The 17,849-nt window shown below is 64.4% G+C and carries 17 protein-coding genes; 12 read left to right on the forward strand and 5 right to left on the reverse strand.

Annotation, left to right across the window (positions count from 1 at the left end):
- Positions 1-10: 10 nt before the first annotated feature.
- The 4 genes from NFH98_RS15765 to NFH98_RS15780 form a co-directional block, all read right to left on the reverse strand.
- On the reverse strand, positions 11-1,324 hold the full coding sequence (locus NFH98_RS15765; RefSeq protein ID WP_045991708.1) for a TRAP transporter large permease: 1,314 nt from the start codon (positions 1,322-1,324) through the stop codon (positions 11-13).
- A complete protein-coding gene (locus tag NFH98_RS15770; protein WP_045991707.1) occupies positions 1,324-1,833 on the reverse strand; it encodes a TRAP transporter small permease subunit in 510 nt (169 codons plus the stop codon). Before NFH98_RS15770 ends, NFH98_RS15765 begins: the two co-directional genes overlap by 1 nt.
- 55 nt (positions 1,834-1,888) lie before the next feature.
- A complete protein-coding gene (dctP, locus tag NFH98_RS15775) occupies positions 1,889-2,938 on the reverse strand; it encodes a TRAP transporter substrate-binding protein DctP (RefSeq protein ID WP_349622934.1) in 1,050 nt (349 codons plus the stop codon).
- Between the two features lie 508 nt (positions 2,939-3,446).
- The gene (locus NFH98_RS15780) at positions 3,447-4,532 is read right to left on the reverse strand and encodes a class I SAM-dependent methyltransferase (RefSeq protein WP_349622935.1); all 1,086 of its coding nucleotides are present in this window, start codon (positions 4,530-4,532) and stop codon (positions 3,447-3,449) included.
- 155 nt (positions 4,533-4,687) lie between these two features.
- On the opposite strand from NFH98_RS15780, the gene NFH98_RS15785 reads away from it, so the two are divergent.
- From NFH98_RS15785 to msrA, 11 genes are all read left to right on the forward strand, one after another.
- Positions 4,688-5,284 (forward strand): lipocalin family protein, encoded by a 597-nt coding sequence (locus tag NFH98_RS15785; protein ID WP_349622936.1) that lies wholly within the window; start codon positions 4,688-4,690, stop codon positions 5,282-5,284.
- Positions 5,285-5,411: 127 nt separating this feature from the next.
- Positions 5,412-6,431 carry an SMP-30/gluconolactonase/LRE family protein gene (locus NFH98_RS15790; RefSeq protein WP_349622937.1) on the forward strand — a complete coding sequence of 340 codons (1,020 nt, stop codon included), beginning with the start codon at positions 5,412-5,414 and terminating at the stop codon, positions 6,429-6,431.
- Positions 6,432-6,859: 428 nt separating this feature from the next.
- Positions 6,860-7,867 (forward strand): succinylglutamate desuccinylase, encoded by a 1,008-nt coding sequence (locus NFH98_RS15795; protein WP_349622938.1) that lies wholly within the window; start codon positions 6,860-6,862, stop codon positions 7,865-7,867.
- A gap of 223 nt (positions 7,868-8,090) precedes the next feature.
- Positions 8,091-8,861, forward strand: a complete 771-nt coding sequence (locus tag NFH98_RS15800; RefSeq protein WP_045992792.1) for an ABC transporter ATP-binding protein — start codon at positions 8,091-8,093, stop codon at positions 8,859-8,861.
- A gap of 18 nt (positions 8,862-8,879) precedes the next feature.
- Positions 8,880-9,584: an ABC transporter permease gene (locus tag NFH98_RS15805; RefSeq protein ID WP_045992793.1), complete on the forward strand. Its 705-nt coding sequence runs from the start codon at positions 8,880-8,882 to the stop codon at positions 9,582-9,584.
- Positions 9,584-10,315, forward strand: coding sequence for an ABC transporter permease (locus NFH98_RS15810; protein WP_108132404.1), 732 nt, complete (start codon positions 9,584-9,586; stop codon positions 10,313-10,315). Before NFH98_RS15805 ends, NFH98_RS15810 begins: the two co-directional genes overlap by 1 nt.
- 194 nt (positions 10,316-10,509) lie before the next feature.
- Positions 10,510-11,277 (forward strand): transporter substrate-binding domain-containing protein, encoded by a 768-nt coding sequence (locus tag NFH98_RS15815; protein WP_371931862.1) that lies wholly within the window; start codon positions 10,510-10,512, stop codon positions 11,275-11,277.
- A gap of 430 nt (positions 11,278-11,707) precedes the next feature.
- Positions 11,708-12,490, forward strand: coding sequence for a transporter substrate-binding domain-containing protein (locus tag NFH98_RS15820; protein ID WP_222515994.1), 783 nt, complete (start codon positions 11,708-11,710; stop codon positions 12,488-12,490).
- Between the two features lie 61 nt (positions 12,491-12,551).
- On the forward strand, positions 12,552-13,709 hold the full coding sequence (iadA, locus tag NFH98_RS15825; RefSeq protein ID WP_222515995.1) for a beta-aspartyl-peptidase: 1,158 nt from the start codon (positions 12,552-12,554) through the stop codon (positions 13,707-13,709).
- Positions 13,710-13,824: 115 nt separating this feature from the next.
- On the forward strand, positions 13,825-14,271 hold the full coding sequence (gene msrB, locus NFH98_RS15830; RefSeq protein ID WP_108132402.1) for a peptide-methionine (R)-S-oxide reductase MsrB: 447 nt from the start codon (positions 13,825-13,827) through the stop codon (positions 14,269-14,271).
- Positions 14,272-14,273: 2 nt separating this feature from the next.
- Entirely contained in the window at positions 14,274-14,783 is a 510-nt protein-coding gene (msrA, locus tag NFH98_RS15835) for a peptide-methionine (S)-S-oxide reductase MsrA (RefSeq protein WP_045992797.1), read from the forward strand.
- Positions 14,784-14,927: 144 nt separating this feature from the next.
- On the opposite strand, the gene cadR is transcribed toward msrA, so the two are convergent.
- On the reverse strand, positions 14,928-15,377 hold the full coding sequence (gene cadR / locus NFH98_RS15840) for a Cd(II)/Pb(II)-responsive transcriptional regulator (protein WP_045992798.1): 450 nt from the start codon (positions 15,375-15,377) through the stop codon (positions 14,928-14,930).
- Positions 15,378-15,502: 125 nt separating this feature from the next.
- On the opposite strand from cadR, the gene NFH98_RS15845 reads away from it, so the two are divergent.
- The gene (locus NFH98_RS15845) at positions 15,503-17,839 is read left to right on the forward strand and encodes a heavy metal translocating P-type ATPase (protein WP_349622939.1); all 2,337 of its coding nucleotides are present in this window, start codon (positions 15,503-15,505) and stop codon (positions 17,837-17,839) included.
- Positions 17,840-17,849: the final 10 nt, after the last annotated feature.

The following is a 17,849-nucleotide window of genomic DNA, read 5'->3' on the forward strand; positions in this document are numbered from 1 at the left end:
GGGCCGGTCTTCAGAACCCCACGATCTGCTCTGGCAACCATGTCGCCAGACTCGGCACCAGTGCCACCGCCAGTAGTGTCACCAGCTGGATCGCGATGAAGGGCAGCACCCCTCGGCACATCTGACCGTAGGTGATGTCATCCGGGGCGATGGACTTCAGATAGAAGATCGACGATGCCATCGGTGGGGTGAGATAGCTGGTCTGGATGGTCACCAGCACCAGGGTGGCGAACCAGACCGGATCGATGCCCAGTTGCTTGACCACCGGCGTGAAGATCGGAACGCAGATCAGCACGATGGAGGTCCAGTCGAGCACGAAGCCGAGCAGGAAGGTCACGCCGAGGAAGAACAGTATGACACCGGTGGGGCCGCCGAGCTGCTCAGCGATCTCGGCCACCATCTCGCCGCCGCCGTTGACCGCAAAGATCCCGGTAAACATGGTGCCCCCCGCCACGATCAGCAGAATCATGGCGGTGATGCGCACCGTCAGGGACAGCGACTCCCCTAGCGCCTGGACGCTGATACCGCCATTCATCACAGCCAGCAGCAAGGCGCCGCCCACGCCGACCGCCGCCGCCTCTGTCGGTGAGGCAATGCCCATCAGCAGCGAGCCCAGCACCGCAAACATCAACAACAGCGGGGGTACCAGGGCCTTAGCGGTGATCGCGAGCTTCTGGCCCAGCGGCAAGGGTGTCGCCTCCACGGCCGGAGGGCCGTCCTGGGGGCGCAGGGCGCAGCGCACCAGAATGTAGAGAGCAAACAGCGAGACCATCAATCCGCCTGGCAGAATGATGGCGGCAAAGAGTTCGCCGATGGAAAGCTGGGCAAGGGCCGCATACACCACCACGATCACGGTCGGCGGAATGATCGTGCCCAGGGAGCCCCCAGCGCAGATGGTCCCGCTCATCAGGCTATTGCGATAGCCATAGGCCCGCATCGCGGGTATCGCCATCAGACCGATCATGATCTCGACAGCACCGACCACTCCAGAGGCGGCGGCAAAGATGGCCGCCATGGCGATCGTCGTCAGCGCCAGCCCCCCAGGCAGTCGGCCGATCCAGAGCTGGATGGCATCGAACAGTTGACGCGCGATTCCCGACTTCTCGAGGATTCCTCCCATCAGCACAAACAGCGGGATGGAAGACAGCACATAGTGGGTGGCGGCGCTGTAGACGCTACCGTACAGCTGCTGAAAGATCATCGGTCCGAAGGCGTACCAGCCAGCGGCAACCGAGACCAACGTCAACGAATAGGCGATGGGGATGCCCAGGAAGATAAGCAGAAATAAGCCGGGAAACATCAGACCGGCAACGAGGGCATCCATCAGCGACTCTCCTCGGTGGTGCGTGCTGTACAAAGCTGCCGCACTCCGTCCACCGCAAGCTGGCAGGCGAAGAGGGAAAGCCCGATGGCGATAAGGGCGTAGAGCGGCCACATCCTTGGTGCCCATACGCTGACCATTTCCACCTCATTGGTGTGCCAGGCCCGCAGGGTGCGCAGCCATCCGTGATGCGCCATCAGCGCCACCACCGGCACCATCAGCAGTAGATAGACGGCACCGTGCAGGCGCTGGACCAGACGCGGCGGAAGCAGGCGACTGAAGGCATCGACCCTGACGTGGCCATCCACCTTGGCGGTCCAGGCGATGCCGAGAACAAAGGCTGTTCCCGTGGCCATGTAGGACAGATCGAAGGCCCAGATGGTCGAGGCATTAAAGGCATAGCGTGCAATGACTTCGTAGAGCATGGCGCCGGTCAGGGCGACAAGCGCCAGGCGACTGCCCCACGCCAGCAGCGTCGACGCCCTGTCGATGAGGTTCATCAGTGTATTCATGAATAGGCGTCACCCCGCAGGCCGAGGTGACGTTCCTCCAGGATCGGTTGAGGGGTCAGTCGCGGATCAGGTAGTCGTTCTGCTCGCTCCAGCGCTGCTGGTAGGTGCGGTAGTCTTCCAGCAGCGCCCGCATTGCAGGATCGTCTGACGCTTCAACCGTGGCCTCCATCCAGGCCCGACCGCTCTGGGCCAGATCCTCGACAAACTCGGGGTCCAGGCTCACCACTTCATTGCGGCCCGAACGGTAAGCCTCCATGGCCAGCATGTCCTGGTGATAGAACTGGCTCAGGCCTTCATAGGTCGTGAGCTTGGCGGCGGCTTCGATCAGCGGCTTGAGGTCGTCTGGGACGGCCGCCCAGGTGTCCTCGGTCACGACAACCTCCCAAAGGAAGGTGGGCTGATGCACGCCGGGAACCACGATGTACTTGGCGGCTTCATGGAACCCTTCTGGCTGGTTGCTCGATGGGGTTGCCCACTCCACCGCGTCGACACCCTTGCGCTGAAGCAGGGTGTAGGTGTCCCCCGGCGGCACCACGGTCGGCACTGCGCCGTAGTATTCACGCATCACCTCCGCCCAGGGGCCCGACGTACGATACTTCAAACCTTCGAGATCGTCGGCACTATCGATCCTGACGTTGGCGTGAGCGAAGACTTCGGTGGAGCCGATACCGACGATCAAGGAATGCAACCCCTCGCTGGCACGCAGCTCCTGCAAGGCCTCTTGACCGCCCCCCTCGTAGATCCAGTTGATATAGGTCTCCGGCCCCATGCCACCGGGGAAGCCGGCAAAGATGGCGTTGATGGGCTTCTGGTTTACCAGGTAGCTGGGCGTGGAGTGCCCCGCCTCCACGGTGCCTTCCAGCACGGCCTCGTATACCTGCAACGCAGGTACGATCACCCCTGCGCCGAAGGGTTTGATCTCCACCCGTCCCTGGCTGAGGGTGTCGGCGTTATCGGCAAACCGCTCCAGAAAGTTCTCGTAAAAAGGGGAGCCCGCCGGTACCGAGGTCGGCACCTTCCACTCGACGTCAGCCGCCAGGGCAGGCGCCACCAGCCCCATCACCAGACTTCCGATCGCTGCTGCACTCAAGGCCTTGTTGTTCATTGTATTGACTCCATCGGTGTATCCAGCGCCCATCGCCAGATTCCACATTCCCCAACGCTTCGACAGGCCGATACGCCCAGACTCAGGCAACACCGCCAAAACGTAGATTGTATAAAATATATTTACAGGATACCCAAATGCAAGAGCGCCGTGAAAGCCCGCCCCTGTGATCCATCACGACAACGGTCAGCCCAGAACCCGTTCAGGTGGCGCATGCCAGCTCGACGTGACACAACCGCACCAGGCCACCCTGTACCAAGGCGTCGCGCGTCGGCCGAGAGAGCCTGCGAAAAAAGCACGGAGGGAAGGCAGGAAACAGAGAAGGATGCCGAGAGAAGAATGCAGAGAGACGACCAGAGAGCACAGAGCATTAGCAGGCTTGGCAAACCCGTGCCCCCGAGGAGGCAACCATGGGAGAGGGAGCCTCCTTGAGGAGGCCGTCCGCTGAACGACATACAGCGGCGCTTATTCTATGAATCCAGGTGCTTGAATTCAGGGGGTCAAACTGTCAGGTTCGCGGCAATGGGTGGTGTTGCCACACCCCCTGGACCACCCTCACCCGGTCGTCGCTGAGGTTATCGAGCAGGTTACGGCCCATCTCCACGAAGACCTCACCAAAGATCAGCGCAGGCCCGGGCAAGCGGGGACGAATGGGAGGACGGGCAGCAGGCCCTGACGCCTGAGGTGACGACTCGCCCCCCTCCTGCCTGGGCGGCTGCGCCTGGTCCGTGTTGCTGCCACCATGGGCTCGGCGGTCAGCCCCGCCCTGCTCGCGACGCCGGTGATGGCTACGCCAGGCCAGCGCCTCGGCGCTGACATCCTCCAGCGCCTGGCGCTGAAACCCGGCGGCCAGGAGGTGTTGCTCGAGATCCTTCAGGGACAACAGTCGGCTATGCTCGGGCGTTCTCGCCCAGGGCACCGGCAGCGATAACGGCGCAGGATTGTCGCCTCGAACCACCTCGTGGAGCAGCAACCTGCCGCCCGGAGCGAGCACCCTGCGACACTCGCTCAACACAGCGGCGAGGTCCGGCATATTGAGCAGGGCATGCTGGCACCACACCGCCTCGACACTGGCATCCCCCAGCGGCAACTCGGCGGCATCGGCGCACACGAAACGGGTAGTGTCCTCCAGTCCACAGGCCCGACTCAGCCAGGTCGCGACCTCGATGAAGCCCGGCGTGATATCCACACCCACCACTTCGTAGCCAAGCTCACGGGCCAGCAGACGACTGGCGCCGCCGGTACCGCAGCCAAGATCGAGCAGGCGCGCTGCGCCGCTGGAACCCGTGCCCGCACCCGCGAACGCGTCCAAGGGAGATCCTTCACGCTTGTCCGAGATCTGCTCAGTCTCAGTGGACTGGCCGGCATCCCACCCCGCCAGGGCCATCAATCGCCGGCTGGCCGCCCTGCCCCCCAGATGCAGTTGATCGATACCGGCCATCTCGTCATGACTCAGATGGTCGGGGTCGCATCCCGCCTCGACGAAGGCACGTTCGAGCCGAGCCAGCAGGCTTCCTTTGGCATCATAGTGCTGGCCCAGCTGGCTACCTGGCGTTCCTTGCGGGGCCTCTCCTGGTGTCCCCTTTAGCGTCATGCGGCGCTCCTTGCACGTTTATGGCTGCTCGACCTCAAGCGGGAAGCCTCTTGGACAACAGCAGCAAAAAAGACATACACTTCTTGTACGAAAATTATGCAATACATCCAGCGGTGACTCGACTTCCACCCACCTGCCACCCTTCAGGAGCCCTCATGGATACGCAAGGACGCCGGCCTTCGTCGGCCCCGGCTCGAAAGCCGACGCGACGCTCTGCCCTGCTCGCCGCCGTTGGCGCCCCGCTGGTGCTGTCGGCCTGCACAGGCCTGCCCTCTGGCACCCAGCCCATCGATGACTTCACCCTGGAGGACTATCTGGGTCGCTGGTACGAGATTGCGCGCTTCGATCACAGCTTCGAGGAAGGGCTCGACTGCGTCACCGCCGACTACGCCACCCGGGATGACGGTGGCGTCCAGGTGATCAACCGTGGCATCGACCTGTCCAAGGGCGAGCCCGACGTGGCCGAAGGCAAGGCCTACCTGCTGGAGGAAGACAACGTCGGCCGCCTGAAGGTGAGCTTCTTCGGCCCCTTCTATGCAAGCTACAACATTCTGGCGCTGGATGACGCCGGACAATGGTCGCTGGTCACCGGACCGGACCGCGACTATCTGTGGATCCTCGCCAGAAGTCCCCAGCTCGACGATGCGACCTACCGCTCGCTGGTCCAGCGCGCACAGGATCTGGACTACCCGGTCGAGGAGCTGATAGAGGTCGAACAGGGCGAGGAGTGCGAGCCCTATCGCCAGGGCTGAGCAATAATCAGGCGCTGCCACAGGCCGCCTGACCTCGTCAGAATGTATAACATACAGACCAGTGAACACCTCATACGCTGAAAGGGCGACCACCTCGGTCGCCCTTTCACTGCATGGAGGTCAAGCAATGTCACTGGGAAGACGAGAGTTTCTTGCCGCCACGGCGGCCATCGGCGCCACCGCTGCGGCGCCGTCGCTATTTGCCCATGCCGCCACGCCCGAGCGTTATCCGATCGACGCCTGGCAGGTGGTGGATGATCGCTTCAAGCAGTACATGCTGTTCAACGCCCCGCTGGAACGGGAATGGACGGGCGGACTCTGGCTCGAGGGGCCTGCCTGGAACGCCGTGGGTCGCTACGCCGTGTTCAGCGACATCCCCAGGGCCCGGCAGATGCGCTGGGACGAGGCCAGCGGCCAGGTCAGCGTGCTGCGTGATCATATCGGCCATTCCAACGGCAACGCTTTCGACGATCGTGGTCGCCTGATCGCCTGCGAACACTCGCCGGCCCAGGTGGTTCGCTACGAGTGGGACGGCAGTCGCCATGTGCTGACCAGCACCTTCGACGGCAAGCCACTCAATGCCCCCAACGATCTGGTCACCCTGCCCGGCGGCGCCATCATCTTCACCGACCCCGGCTACGGCGCGCACTCCGACTACGAGGGCAAGCAGCGCTCGCTCGAACTCGAGACCGCCATCTACTACTGGGAGGACGGCATGCAGGAGCCGACCCGTCTGACCACAGAGCTCTACAAGCCCAATGGTATCGCCCTGGGGCCGGACGGCAGCTCGCTGTATGTCACCGATACCGCCCCTTCGCACCATCCCGATCAGCCCGCTACCATCACGCGATTCACCTTCAGCGCCGAGAACAGGACGCTGGCTGGTGCCGAGAGGCTGGTGGAAAGCACCAGCGAGGGCTACGACGGCATGTGCTGTGATGAGGACGGCAACCTCTGGGTCGGCACCTCAGGGGGCGAGGGCAAGGATGGGGTCAGCGTGTTTGCTCCGGATGGCACCCTGATCGGTCGCGTCCTGCTGCCGGAAGTCTGCGCCAACGTCTGCTTCGTCGGAGAGAAGCGCAACCGTCTGCTGATGGCCGCCAGTCAATCGCTGTATACCCTCTATACCGGCGCTCGCGGTCTCTAGGCGCCTGCCGCTGTGGCCGCTCATCTCCAACCCGGCGGCGAATGCTGCCGGGCCTTTCATTATCGCACCCCCGGTTTTCACCAGATCGACGCTCGCTCTTGCGAGGTCCCTCGCTGCCTAAGAAGGTGAAGCGGCATCCGCGCCTCCAGCGATGATCGAATGCCCGACCATCGGCCGCTGACAGGCCACGCCCTGCCCTGTTTCCGTTCGCCCCAGCTCGGCTGGCGAGTCGGCCCGGAGGGTCGCTAGTGGGTAGGTAGTGGGCCAGCTCTGGGCCGATAAGAGGCAACGGGGTCCTCCTGGGGGCTCGCAATGGTGCGGCGACAAGAATTCGATAAATGCCTTGGCAACAAGAAGACTCCCGATGACGTTTGTTCTGACACCCGACTCAGGTTCCCTTTGTTCCTCGCCTCTGGCGGGAGGTCGCCATGCTGGCTGAGTGGCTGACGGCAAGTCTTGAGGCCGATGCGTCGTCCCCCGACCGGCCGATCAAGGGCCGGGAAGGCTCGCTTTCAGGCGGCCGCTATCGGATCGAGGGGCCAGGCCTGCTGCGCCTGATCCCGGACACCGTCGGCGCAGATGCACGCGCCTGCGTGCTGTCCGTCGGCATCCACGGCAACGAGACCGCGCCGATCGAGCTGCTGGGTGATTGCCTGGCGCGCCTGGAGGCAGGGCTTGCCTCTGTCGGTGCTCCGGTATTGGTGATCCTCGGCAACCTCGAGGCGATTCGTCGCAACACCCGCTTCGTCGAGACCAACCTTAATCGGCTGTTCCGGCGGGAACTCGACCAGCCAGGCGACGAGGCCGTCCGCGCGCGTGAGCTGATGGCCGCGGTGGATGCCTTCTTCGCCGACCACAGCCAGCTGCCAAGGCTGCACTACGACCTGCACACCGCGATCCGCGACAGCCACTACCCACGCTTCGTGGTGGACCCTTTCGCCGAGACTCGTACCGATAGCGAGCAGTGGCACTGGATGGCCGGCGCGGGCATCCAGGCGGCGCTCAAGCAGCATCAGCATAGCTGGACCTTCTCCCACTACAGCAAGCACTACCACGGCGCCCAGGCGTTTACCCTGGAACTCGGCAAGGCGTTGCCGTTCGGCCACAATGATCTCGAGCCACTTGAACCCATGGGCCGGCTGATTCAGTCGCTGATCGCCGGACAATTGCCCGAGTCGGGCGAGATCCAGCAGCTGGATGGCTTTGCGGTGGCTGTCGAAGTGTTCCGTGAAAGCGAGGACTTCGCGCTGTGCTTTGCCGATGACATTCCCAACTTCACCGAGTTCGCCCCCGGTACCGTGGTGGCGCGTGACGCCCAGGCCGGCGATACCCGTATCGGTGACGAGCCGCTCAAGGTGGTGTTCCCCAACGCCAGGGTAGAACTCGGCGCTCGAGCGGCGCTGCTGGTGCGCCCGGTGAGGCTGACATCAGCGTGAGATCGCACCTCTTTTACTTACAATAAATATATATATAACAACAACCTGGAGATAGACGCATGACAACTCCCGCCCCTATACTCGACGAAGGTCTATACCCCCTCGGATCAGCTTCGTCTGCTGCGCCGTTCCAAGCCTGTTAGAATCCCCCGTTTTTTTCGCGCCAGCCCGCGCCATCCGGCCGGCCCACCCGGCACGGCCGATTCTATCTGGAGCCCGATTCATGGCTGATACACCAATTCCGCTGGAAGTGCGCAATATCAAGAAGCGCTTTGGCAACACCGAAGTGCTCAAGGGGCTGTCTCTCGAGGCCCGCAAGGGGGACGTCATCACCCTGATCGGCGCCTCCGGCTCCGGCAAGAGCACCTTCCTGCGCTGCATGAACCTGCTTGAACAGCCCAACGAGGGCGAGCTGTTTGTCCACGGCGAACAGATCCGCTTCAAGGAAACCAAGCACGGCCGCGAGCCTGCCGACTGGAACCAGGTGGTACAGATGCGCGCCAAGCTGTCGATGGTGTTCCAGAGCTTCAACCTCTGGGCCCACATGACGCTTCTGGAGAACGTCATCGAAGCGCCTGTCCACGTGCTCAAGAAGTCGAAGAAGGAGGCCATCGAACACGCCCGCGCCCTGCTAAAGCGGGTCGGCCTGGCCGAACGCGCCGACTACTATCCGGCCCAGCTTTCCGGTGGCCAGCAGCAGCGTGGTGCCATCGCCCGGGCACTCGCCATGGACCCGGAGGTCATGCTGTTCGACGAGCCGACCTCGGCGCTGGACCCGGAGCTTGTCGGCGACGTGCTCAAGGTCATGCGTGACCTGGCCGAGGAAGGCCGCACCATGATCGTGGTAACCCACGAAATGGCCTTCGCCCGCGACGTCTCCAGTCAGGTGATCTACCTGCACCAGGGTCAGGTCGAGGAAGCGGGTCCGCCCGACCAGGTGCTGGGCAACCCCAGTTCCGAGCGACTCAAGCAATTCCTTGCACCCAAGCGCTGAGGCGGCCAGGAGAGACCCATGATTGACCTTCACGGTTACGGGCCACGCCTTCTCGAGGGGGCGCTGGTCACCATCGAACTGGCGGTGCTGTCACTGATCCTGGCCATCGGGCTTGGCCTTGTCACCGCCAGCGCCAAGATGTCGCGCAACTGGGTGGCCCACCGCCTGGGCACCCTCTATACCACCATCATCCGCGGCGTACCGGACCTGGTGCTGATGATGCTGCTGTTCTTCGGCGGCCAGATCGGCATCAACATGGTCACCGACTGGCTGTATGCCCGCTTCGGTATCGACATCTTCATCAACGTCAACGAGTTCGTCGCCGGCGTCCTGACCATCGGCCTGATCTTCGGTGCCTATATGGGCGAGACCTTCCGTGGCGCCTTTCTGGCGGTGGACAGCGGCCAGATCGAGGCAGGCCGCGCCTACGGCATGAGCCACGCCCTGGTGTTCCGCCGTATTCGCTTCCCGCAGATGATGCGCCATGCCCTGCCGGGCCTGTCCAACAACTGGATGGTGCTGTTGAAGACCACCGCCCTGGTCTCGGTAATCGGCCTGTCCGACATGGTGCGGGTCGCCGCGGAGGCCTCCAAGGCCACCCGCGAGCCCTTCCTGTTCATGATCATCGTGGCGGTCATCTATCTGCTGATCGCCAGCGTCTCGGAGTGGTTCTTCGCCAGACTGCAGAAGCGCTACGACGTCGGCTTCGGAGGGCATGACTGATGGATTCACTGCTTGCCTCAATCGAAGCACTGCTGGCCGACAACACCATCTTCACCCTCGACACCCTGTCCTACTACGGTGAGGGTCTGACCACCACGGTCCAGCTGGTGTTCCTGTCATTGATCGTCGGCCTGATCGCCGCGGTGCCACTGGCCATCGGCCGGGGTTCCAAGCGCCGCTGGATCAAGATGCCGATCTTCTTCTACACCTATGTGTTCCGCGGCACGCCGCTGCTGGTGCAGCTCTATCTTATCTACTACGGCGTGGTGTTCGTCGAGGGCATCCAGGACACCTGGCTATGGGTACTGCTGGAGAAGCCGTTCTTCCCGGCGCTGGTGGCGTTCTCGTTGAACACCGCGGCCTACACTACCGAGATCTTCCATGGTGCGATCAAGGCCACCCCGCGTGGCGAGATCGAGGCGGCCAGGGCCTACGGCATGCGCTACTCGCTGATGATGCGCCGCATCGTGCTGCCCAGCGCCTTCCGCCGGGCGCTGCCGGCCTACGGCAACGAGGTGATCTTCATGCTCCACGCCAGCGCCATCGCCAGCGTGGTGACCATCATGGACCTGACCGGTGCGGCACGCTTCGTCTATGCCCGCTACTACGCGCCCTTCGACGCCTTCCTGTTCGTGGCGGCGATCTACCTGTGCCTGACCTTCGCCATCCTGTACCTGTTCCGCTATCTGGAAAAGCGCCTGCTGGCTCACTTGAAGCCGGCCTCCGGTTAAGCCGTCGTGACGCCGGAGGCCACCGCCTCCGGCGCCGTCGGGCTATCGTCAAACAAGCGTTGGGAACTGGCGTTTCATTTCTGCCGCCCTGCCCTTCCTGAGAGGGCCCCGATTCGCTAAGGTGATGGTATGCGTCCACAAGACGCCCTCCCATCGCATCAACACCCGCTTATCAATAACAAGGGTTTACCTATATGACACTGCGCAAGCTCTTTACCGCTGGCCTGATCGGCACCGCGGTTCTCGCTTCTACCGCCCAGGCCGAGGTTCGTGACATCCGCATCGGCGTCGATGTGCCCTACGAGCCGATGGAATACCGCACCCCCGACGGCGAGCTGACCGGCTTCGACATCGATCTGGGTAACGCTCTTTGTGCTGAAGTCGGCATCCAGTGCGAGTGGGTGGTTCAGGGCTGGGATGGCATCATCCCCGGCCTGATGGCGCGCAAGTACGACGCCATCATGTCCTCCATGACCATCAACGACGAGCGTCGTGAGCAGGTGCTGTTCTCCGACCCCTACTTCACCCCGCCGTCCGCCTGGTTCGCCCCGACCGACCTGGAGATGGGCAACCCTGACGTCGAGTCCCTAGAGGGTCTGACCATCGGCGTGCAGCGTGGCACCCTGCAGGACAACTACGTCACCGACCTGTACGGCGACGTGGCCGATGTCAGCCGCTACGCCACCGCCGACGACCTGGTGCTGGACATGGACTCCGGTCGCGTCGACATCGGCTTCCTCGACTATCCGGTCGGCAAGTCGACCCTGCTGGACAGCGAGGCAGGCGACTACAAGGTGGTCGGCGAGCAGATTACCGAGCCCAAGGAGTACTTCGGTGACGGCTTCGGCATCGCCTTCCGTCAGCGTGACGAGGACCTGGCCAAGGCCTTCAACGAGGCGCTCGCCACCCTGAAGGACAACGGCACCTACGAAGAGATTCATGCCAAGTACTTTGCTGAATAAGTCTTTGCCGAATAAGCTTTCGCTGAATAAGTATCTTGCTGAAAAACCAAGTCCTGCCCGAGCCAACGCCTCGAGCAGGCACCGCGCCGGACCCTCTTGGGTCCGGTGTCACCACCGGCACTCGCTGGAACACTTGCTGTAGCACTCGCTAGAACACTCGACAGCACCTTGAAGCGACAGGACATCTTCGTGCCCCTGACCTGGCTCCCCATCTTCGCAGAGTCCCTTCCCCGGCTGCCCTGGCTGGATGGCTTTGCCCTGAGCGAATGGTTCGACGAATAGCGTCCCCTGCGCATACTCCAATGCCTTGAAAGTTCTGCTTGTTCGCCCTCCCCTGGCGACATTGCCCTGTCTGTCGGCAGCTCCCTGCTGATGCATCGTTGCAGGGGTCCTACTCTGTGGTTATTCACTCTTGTCCAAGGAAATCCCCATGAATCGTTCCCCCCTTCTGCTGGCCTCCGCCCTGTCCGCGCTGATGATCGGCGCAGGCCCATCACTCGCCGAAGAGCCGCTTCGCCTGGCCGTCGATGTGCCCTACGAACCCTTCGAGTACAAGACCGCCGACGGTACCCTGACCGGCTTCGAGATCGACCTGGGCAACGCCGTCTGCGAGCGCCTCGAGATCCAGTGCACCTGGGTCGAGCAGCCCTGGGACGGCATGATCCCGGCGCTGATGGCGCGCAAGTTCGACGCCATCATGTCGTCCATGGCGATCACCGAGGAACGCAGCCGCCAGGTGCTGTTTTCCGAGCCCTACTACACCACCCCGAGCGCCTGGATCACGCCGCGCGGCCGCGACATCGACATCGCCGACAAGGCCAGCCTCGAAGGCCTGAGCGTCGGCGTGCAGCGCGCCACCCTGCAGGATCGCTACGTCACCGACCTGTACGGCGATGTGCTCGAAGTACGCCGCTACGCCAGTGCCGACGACGTGGTCGCCGACCTGCGTGCCGGCCGCCTGGACCTGACCTTCATGGACTACCCGATCGCCGAGGCGATGATCGACATCGATACCGAGCAGAGCGACTTCGTGCGCATCAGCGACTTCATCAAGGAGCCCGAGACCTACTTCGGCCAGGGCGTCGGCGTGGCCTTCCGCAAGCGCGACCGTGAACTCGCCGAACGTTTCAACGAGGCCCTGGCTGAGCTCAAGTCAGACGGCACCTACGACGAGATCATGAACGAGTACTTCAGCTACGACGTCAAACTGTGAACGTTGCCCTTTATCGTTCAGGCCGGCCTGCCCCAGGGCCGGCCCTGTCTCGGGAGCCGCCATGCTGATCCTTCTGAAGAATGCCCGCCTCTACGCCCCTGCCGCGATGGGCCTGAAGCACCTGCTGATCACCGACCGCCGCATCGCGGCGGTGCTGGAGCCCGAGGCCAGCGTCGATGAACACTTTCCCGGCCTCGAGGTACACGACCTCGAGGGCCGGCGGGTCATCCCTGGCCTGGTCGATCCACTGGTGCACATGACCGGCGGTGGTGGCGAAGGCGGCTTTGGCACCCGCACCCCCGAGCTCCGCCTCGAGGATGCCATCGCCTCCGGCGTCACCACCCTGGTGGGGGCGCTCGGCACCGACGCCCTGACCCGCACGCCGGCCAACCTGCTCGGCAAGGTACGCGAGCTCGCCGCCGGCGGCCTGAGCTGCTACGCCTACACCGGCTCCTACCAGCTGCCGCCGGTGACCCTGACCGGCTCGGTGGCCGAGGATATCGTCCATATCCCCGAGTTCATCGGCGTCGGTGAGGTCGCCATCAGCGACCATCGCGGCTCCCAGCCCAGCGCCCATGAACTTGCTCGGCTGGCCTCCGAGAGCCGCACCGCAGGAATGCTCGCCGGCAAGTCCGGGATCGTCTTCATCCACACCGGCGACGCCGAAGGTGGCCTGGAGATCCTGCGTGAGGTAGCACGCACCACGGCCTTGCCCATCGCCCAGTTCATGCCGACCCACATCAACCGCACCGCGGCGCTGTTCGAGGATGGCCTGCGCTTCGCCCGGGACGGCGGGCGGATCGACTTCACCACCAGCACCACGCAGGAGCTTCTGGCCGACGGCGAGGTGCCGGCCTCCGAGGCCGCCGCCAGGGCGCTCAAGGCCCGCGTCGACCCTTCGCGCATCAGCCTGTCCTCCGACGCCAACGCTTCCCTGCCCCGCTTTGACGCCGAGGGGCGATTCGTCGGCCTCGAGGCTGGCCGCCTGGACAGCCTGTTCGAGGTACTGGGCGAGTGCGTCAACGACCACGGCATCGCCCTGGAGGTCGCCGTAGGCCTCGCCAGCACCCACGCCGCAGACGCCCTCGGGCTCAAGCGCAAGGGACGTCTGGCGGTCGGTCAGGACGCCGATCTGCTGGTGCTCGGCGACGATGACTGGGCGATCGACCAGGTCTGGGCGCTGGGCCAATGCCTGCATCGGCGTGACACGAATCGTTAGGCGTGTAAGGATCTCTCCATCACCACGACTGATTACGGTCCCGCAAGCTGGCGTGTAACCTTGATGGCAAGCCATCGCGCCGAGCCTGCGTCTCCCCCACCCACGAGGAGAGCCCATGAAAAGCTATGAAAAGTCACCCGAGGCCATCGCCCGACTGAACCGCGAGCAGTATCGGGTCACCCAGGAAAGCGGCACCGAGCGTCCCGGCACCGGGGAGCACCTGCACAACCAGGAGCCCGGCATCTACGTGGACATCGTCTCTGGCGAGCCGCTGTTCGCCTCGTCGGACAAGTACGAGTCCGGCTGTGGCTGGCCCAGCTTCACCAAGCCGATCGAGCCGGCCTACGTCAACGAGCTGGTGGATTCGTCCCATGGCATGATCCGCACCGAGGTGCGCTCATCCCACGGTGACAGCCACCTGGGTCACGTCTTCAACGACGGCCCCAGGGACAAGGGAGGCATGCGCTACTGCATCAACTCGGCGTCGCTCAGGTTCATCCATCGCGATGACATGGAAGCCGAGGGCTACGGCGAATATCTGAATCAAGTCGAGGAGGTCTGAACATGGCACAACAACGCGCAGTTCTCGCAGGCGGGTGCTTCTGGGGCATGCAGGATCTGATTCGCCAGTTGCCAGGGGTCGAGTACACCCGGGTCGGCTACACCGGTGGCGACGTGCAAAACGCCACCTATCGTAACCACGGCACCCACGCCGAGGGTATCGAGATCCTGTTCGATCCCGACGTGATCAGCTATCGCAAGCTGCTGGAGTACTTCTTCCAGATCCATGACCCGACCACGCCCAATCGTCAGGGCAACGACCGTGGCATGTCCTACCGCTCGGCCATCTACTACGTGGACGAGGAGCAGAAGCGTGAAGCGCTCGACACCATCGCCGACGTGGAAGCCTCGGGTCTGTGGCCCGGCAAGGTGGTCACCGAGGTCGAGCCGGTGGGGGATTTCTGGGAGGCCGAGCCCGAGCACCAGGACTACCTGCAGCGCATTCCCCATGGCTACACCTGCCACTTCCCGCGCAAGGACTGGGTACTGCCCAGGCGCACCGAAGAGGCCTGATGCGCGTCGTCTGACAACGCCAACCAGGCCATCGCATCACAGCACCCACCAGCGCCGCCCCTCGGGGCGGCGCTGTCGTGTCCGGCTCCAGGTGTCCTGTCCGGGCTCTCTGCAAGGGGAGACGCGGGCTTGCGCCAGCCGGGCTCAACGCCGCGGATGGACGCCACCTACGTGGGCATGCTCCAGCGTCTCGGGGGGATCGACCGGCTGGGACAGTTCATTGAGGATGCCGCACTCGCCGACCTTGCCCTGGCCTGCGCAGCGACGGCGCAGGCCTTCCAGTTCGACCTTGAGCCTGGAGAGCTGAGCGATCCTCTGCTCGACGTGCCCCAGGTGCGCCTCGATCAGGGCGTCGGCCTCCTCGCAGGGCTGCTCGGGATCGTCCTGACAGACCAGCAGCGCGCGGATCTCGTCCAGCGTCATGTCCAGGGCGCGGCAGTGACGGATAAAGTCCAGGCGCTCGGCGTGGGCCTCACGATAGAGTCGATAGTTGCCCTCGCTGCGCGCAGGCTCGGGCAGCAGTCCTTCGCGCTCGTAGTAGCGCACCGTCTCCACCTTGACCCCGCTGCGTCTTGCCAGCTCGCCGATCTTCATGGGTTTTCCTCTCGCCAAACGTCCGTCCATTCTGGCCAGGCATCGACTGTCTCGTGCCAGCCCTTGACCCTATAGTGACTACAGGGTGTCAACTCTGACTCAGAGACCCGAGTGGAGTTCCCAGGATGGTAGATTCCCCCAAGATGGCAGATTCCCCTGAAGAGCGCAGCGCGAAAAGTACGAGCAAGGCCGGCTGCTGCGCCTCCAGTGCCACGCCCCGCACTGAAACCAAGACCGAAACTAGAGACGAAACAACAAGCGAAACCAGGCCGGCGGGAACCAGTACCTGCTGCGGGGCAGCCGAGACTGCCGACACCCCACAGAGCAGCGAAGCGTCCCCTTCGGCCAGCCGTCTTGCGCTGACCATCGACGAGATGTGCTGCCCCACCGAAGAAGGCGTGCTCAGAAAGGCGCTGGCCGATCTTCCCGGGGTCGAGGCACTGAGCTTCCAGCTGATGCAGCGTCGTCTGGTCGTCCATCACCAGGGTGTCGATCGCGACGCCCTGACCGCCCGTGTCCGCGATACCGGCATGACGCCTCGCTTCGAGGATGACCAAGGCGCGGATGCCACCGATGATTCCCGCAGCACCACGACGACGCCCTGGGGGCGCCTCGCGCTGGCCGGCATTCTGGCCCTGGGCGCCGAGGCCATCGGCTGGCTCGGGCTGACCGCTGGCTGGCTTACGCCGCTGCTGGCCATAGTCGCCATCGCCCTGGTCGGCATTCCCACCTGGAAGAAGGGCCTTGTGGCGCTACGCCACGGCACCCTCAACATCAATGCGCTGATGAGCGTAGCGGTGACCGGCGCTGTGCTGATCGGCCACTGGGCCGAGGCGGCCATGGTGATCGTGCTGTTCACCCTGGCCGAGCACCTCGAGGCCAGGTCGCTTGCACGCGCGCGCCAGGCCATCTCCGGGCTGCTCGACCTGGCCCCGCCCAGGGCACGGGTGCTGGATGAAGGAGAGTCTGGCACCGGCGAGTGGCGCGAGATCGACGCCGACGACGTCGCCATAGGTGATCTGGTCAGGGTACACGCCGGCGAGCGTCTGGCGCTGGACGGCGAGATCGTGCGCGGTGACCCTAGCCTGGATGAGGCGCCGATCACCGGCGAGAGTCTGCCGCGTGATCGCTCCCTCGGCGAGAGCGTCTACGCCGGCTCCATCAACCTAGCCGGCGACTTCGATTACCGCGTCACCCGGCGGGCCAATGACACCACCCTGGCGCGCATCATCCACGCGGTGGAAGAAGCCCAGTCCCGTCGTGCGCCTACGCAGCGCATCATCGATCGCTTCGCCGCCATCTACACCCCGGTGGTGTTCGTGCTGGCCGGGCTGGTCGCGCTGGGCTGGCCACTGCTCGGCCTCGGCCCCTGGCTCGACGGGGTCTACCGCGCCCTGGTGCTGCTGGTCATCGCCTGCCCCTGCGCGCTGGTGATCTCCACCCCGGTAACGGTGGTCAGCGGCCTCGGTGCCGCCGCACGCCAGGGTATCCTGATCAAGGGCGGGGTCTTTCTCGAGCAGGCCACCCGACTCACCCACCTGGCGCTGGACAAGACCGGCACCCTGACCGAGGGCAAGCCACGGCTGGTGCGCTCAGCTGCGCTCGGTGACAGCAGCGACGCCGAGGGACAGCGCCTGGCCCTCGCCCTGGCGGAGCGCTCCAACCATCCGGTGTCCCGCGCCCTGGTGCAGGGGCTGGGCTCTCAGCCTACGGTGTCACTGGAAGGTGTCGAGGAGCGCGGCGGTCGTGGTCTGGTGGCAAGCGAGGCCGATAGCGGTGCGACGGTGTGGCTCGGCAACGCCCGCCTGGCCGGCGAGATGGGGGTCAGCCAGGCCCAGCTGACCAGCGGTGACGCCGACAACGACGACGCCGGCATCGTCTGGCTGGGGCGCGACGATCGGCTGCTGGCCTACTTCGCGGTCAGGGACGCCCTGCGCAGCACCAGCCGCCAAGCCATCGAGCGCCTGCATCGCCAGGGGGTGAGCGTCAGCATGCTCAGCGGCGACGCCCAGGCCAGGGTCGATGCCATCGCTCGTGAAGCCGGCATCGACGAGGCCTACGGTGAGCTGTTGCCGGAGGACAAGCTGGCGCGCCTGGACGCGCTGTCCCGCCGCGGTGTGTGCGCCATGGTCGGCGACGGCATCAACGACGCCCCGGCGCTGGCCCGGGCCGACATCGGCATCGCCATGGGCGCGGCAGGCAGCGACGTGGCCATCGAAACCGCCGATATCGCGCTGATGAACGACGACACGGCCAGCCTGCCACGGCTGATCGACCTGGCCCGCAGCACCCGCCGCCTGCTCATCCAGAACATCGCCCTGGCGCTCGGCATCAAGGCGGTATTCCTGGCCCTGGCGCTGACCGGCCACGCCACCCTGTGGATGGCGGTGTTCGCCGACCTGGGCTCGAGCCTGCTGGTCGTCGGCAACGGGCTGAGGATACTCAGACAGCGGTTTGATTGAAGCGCAGTCT

This window comes from Halomonas sp. H33-56, assembly GCF_040147035.1.
Lineage (GTDB): Bacteria > Pseudomonadota > Gammaproteobacteria > Pseudomonadales > Halomonadaceae > Halomonas > Halomonas litopenaei.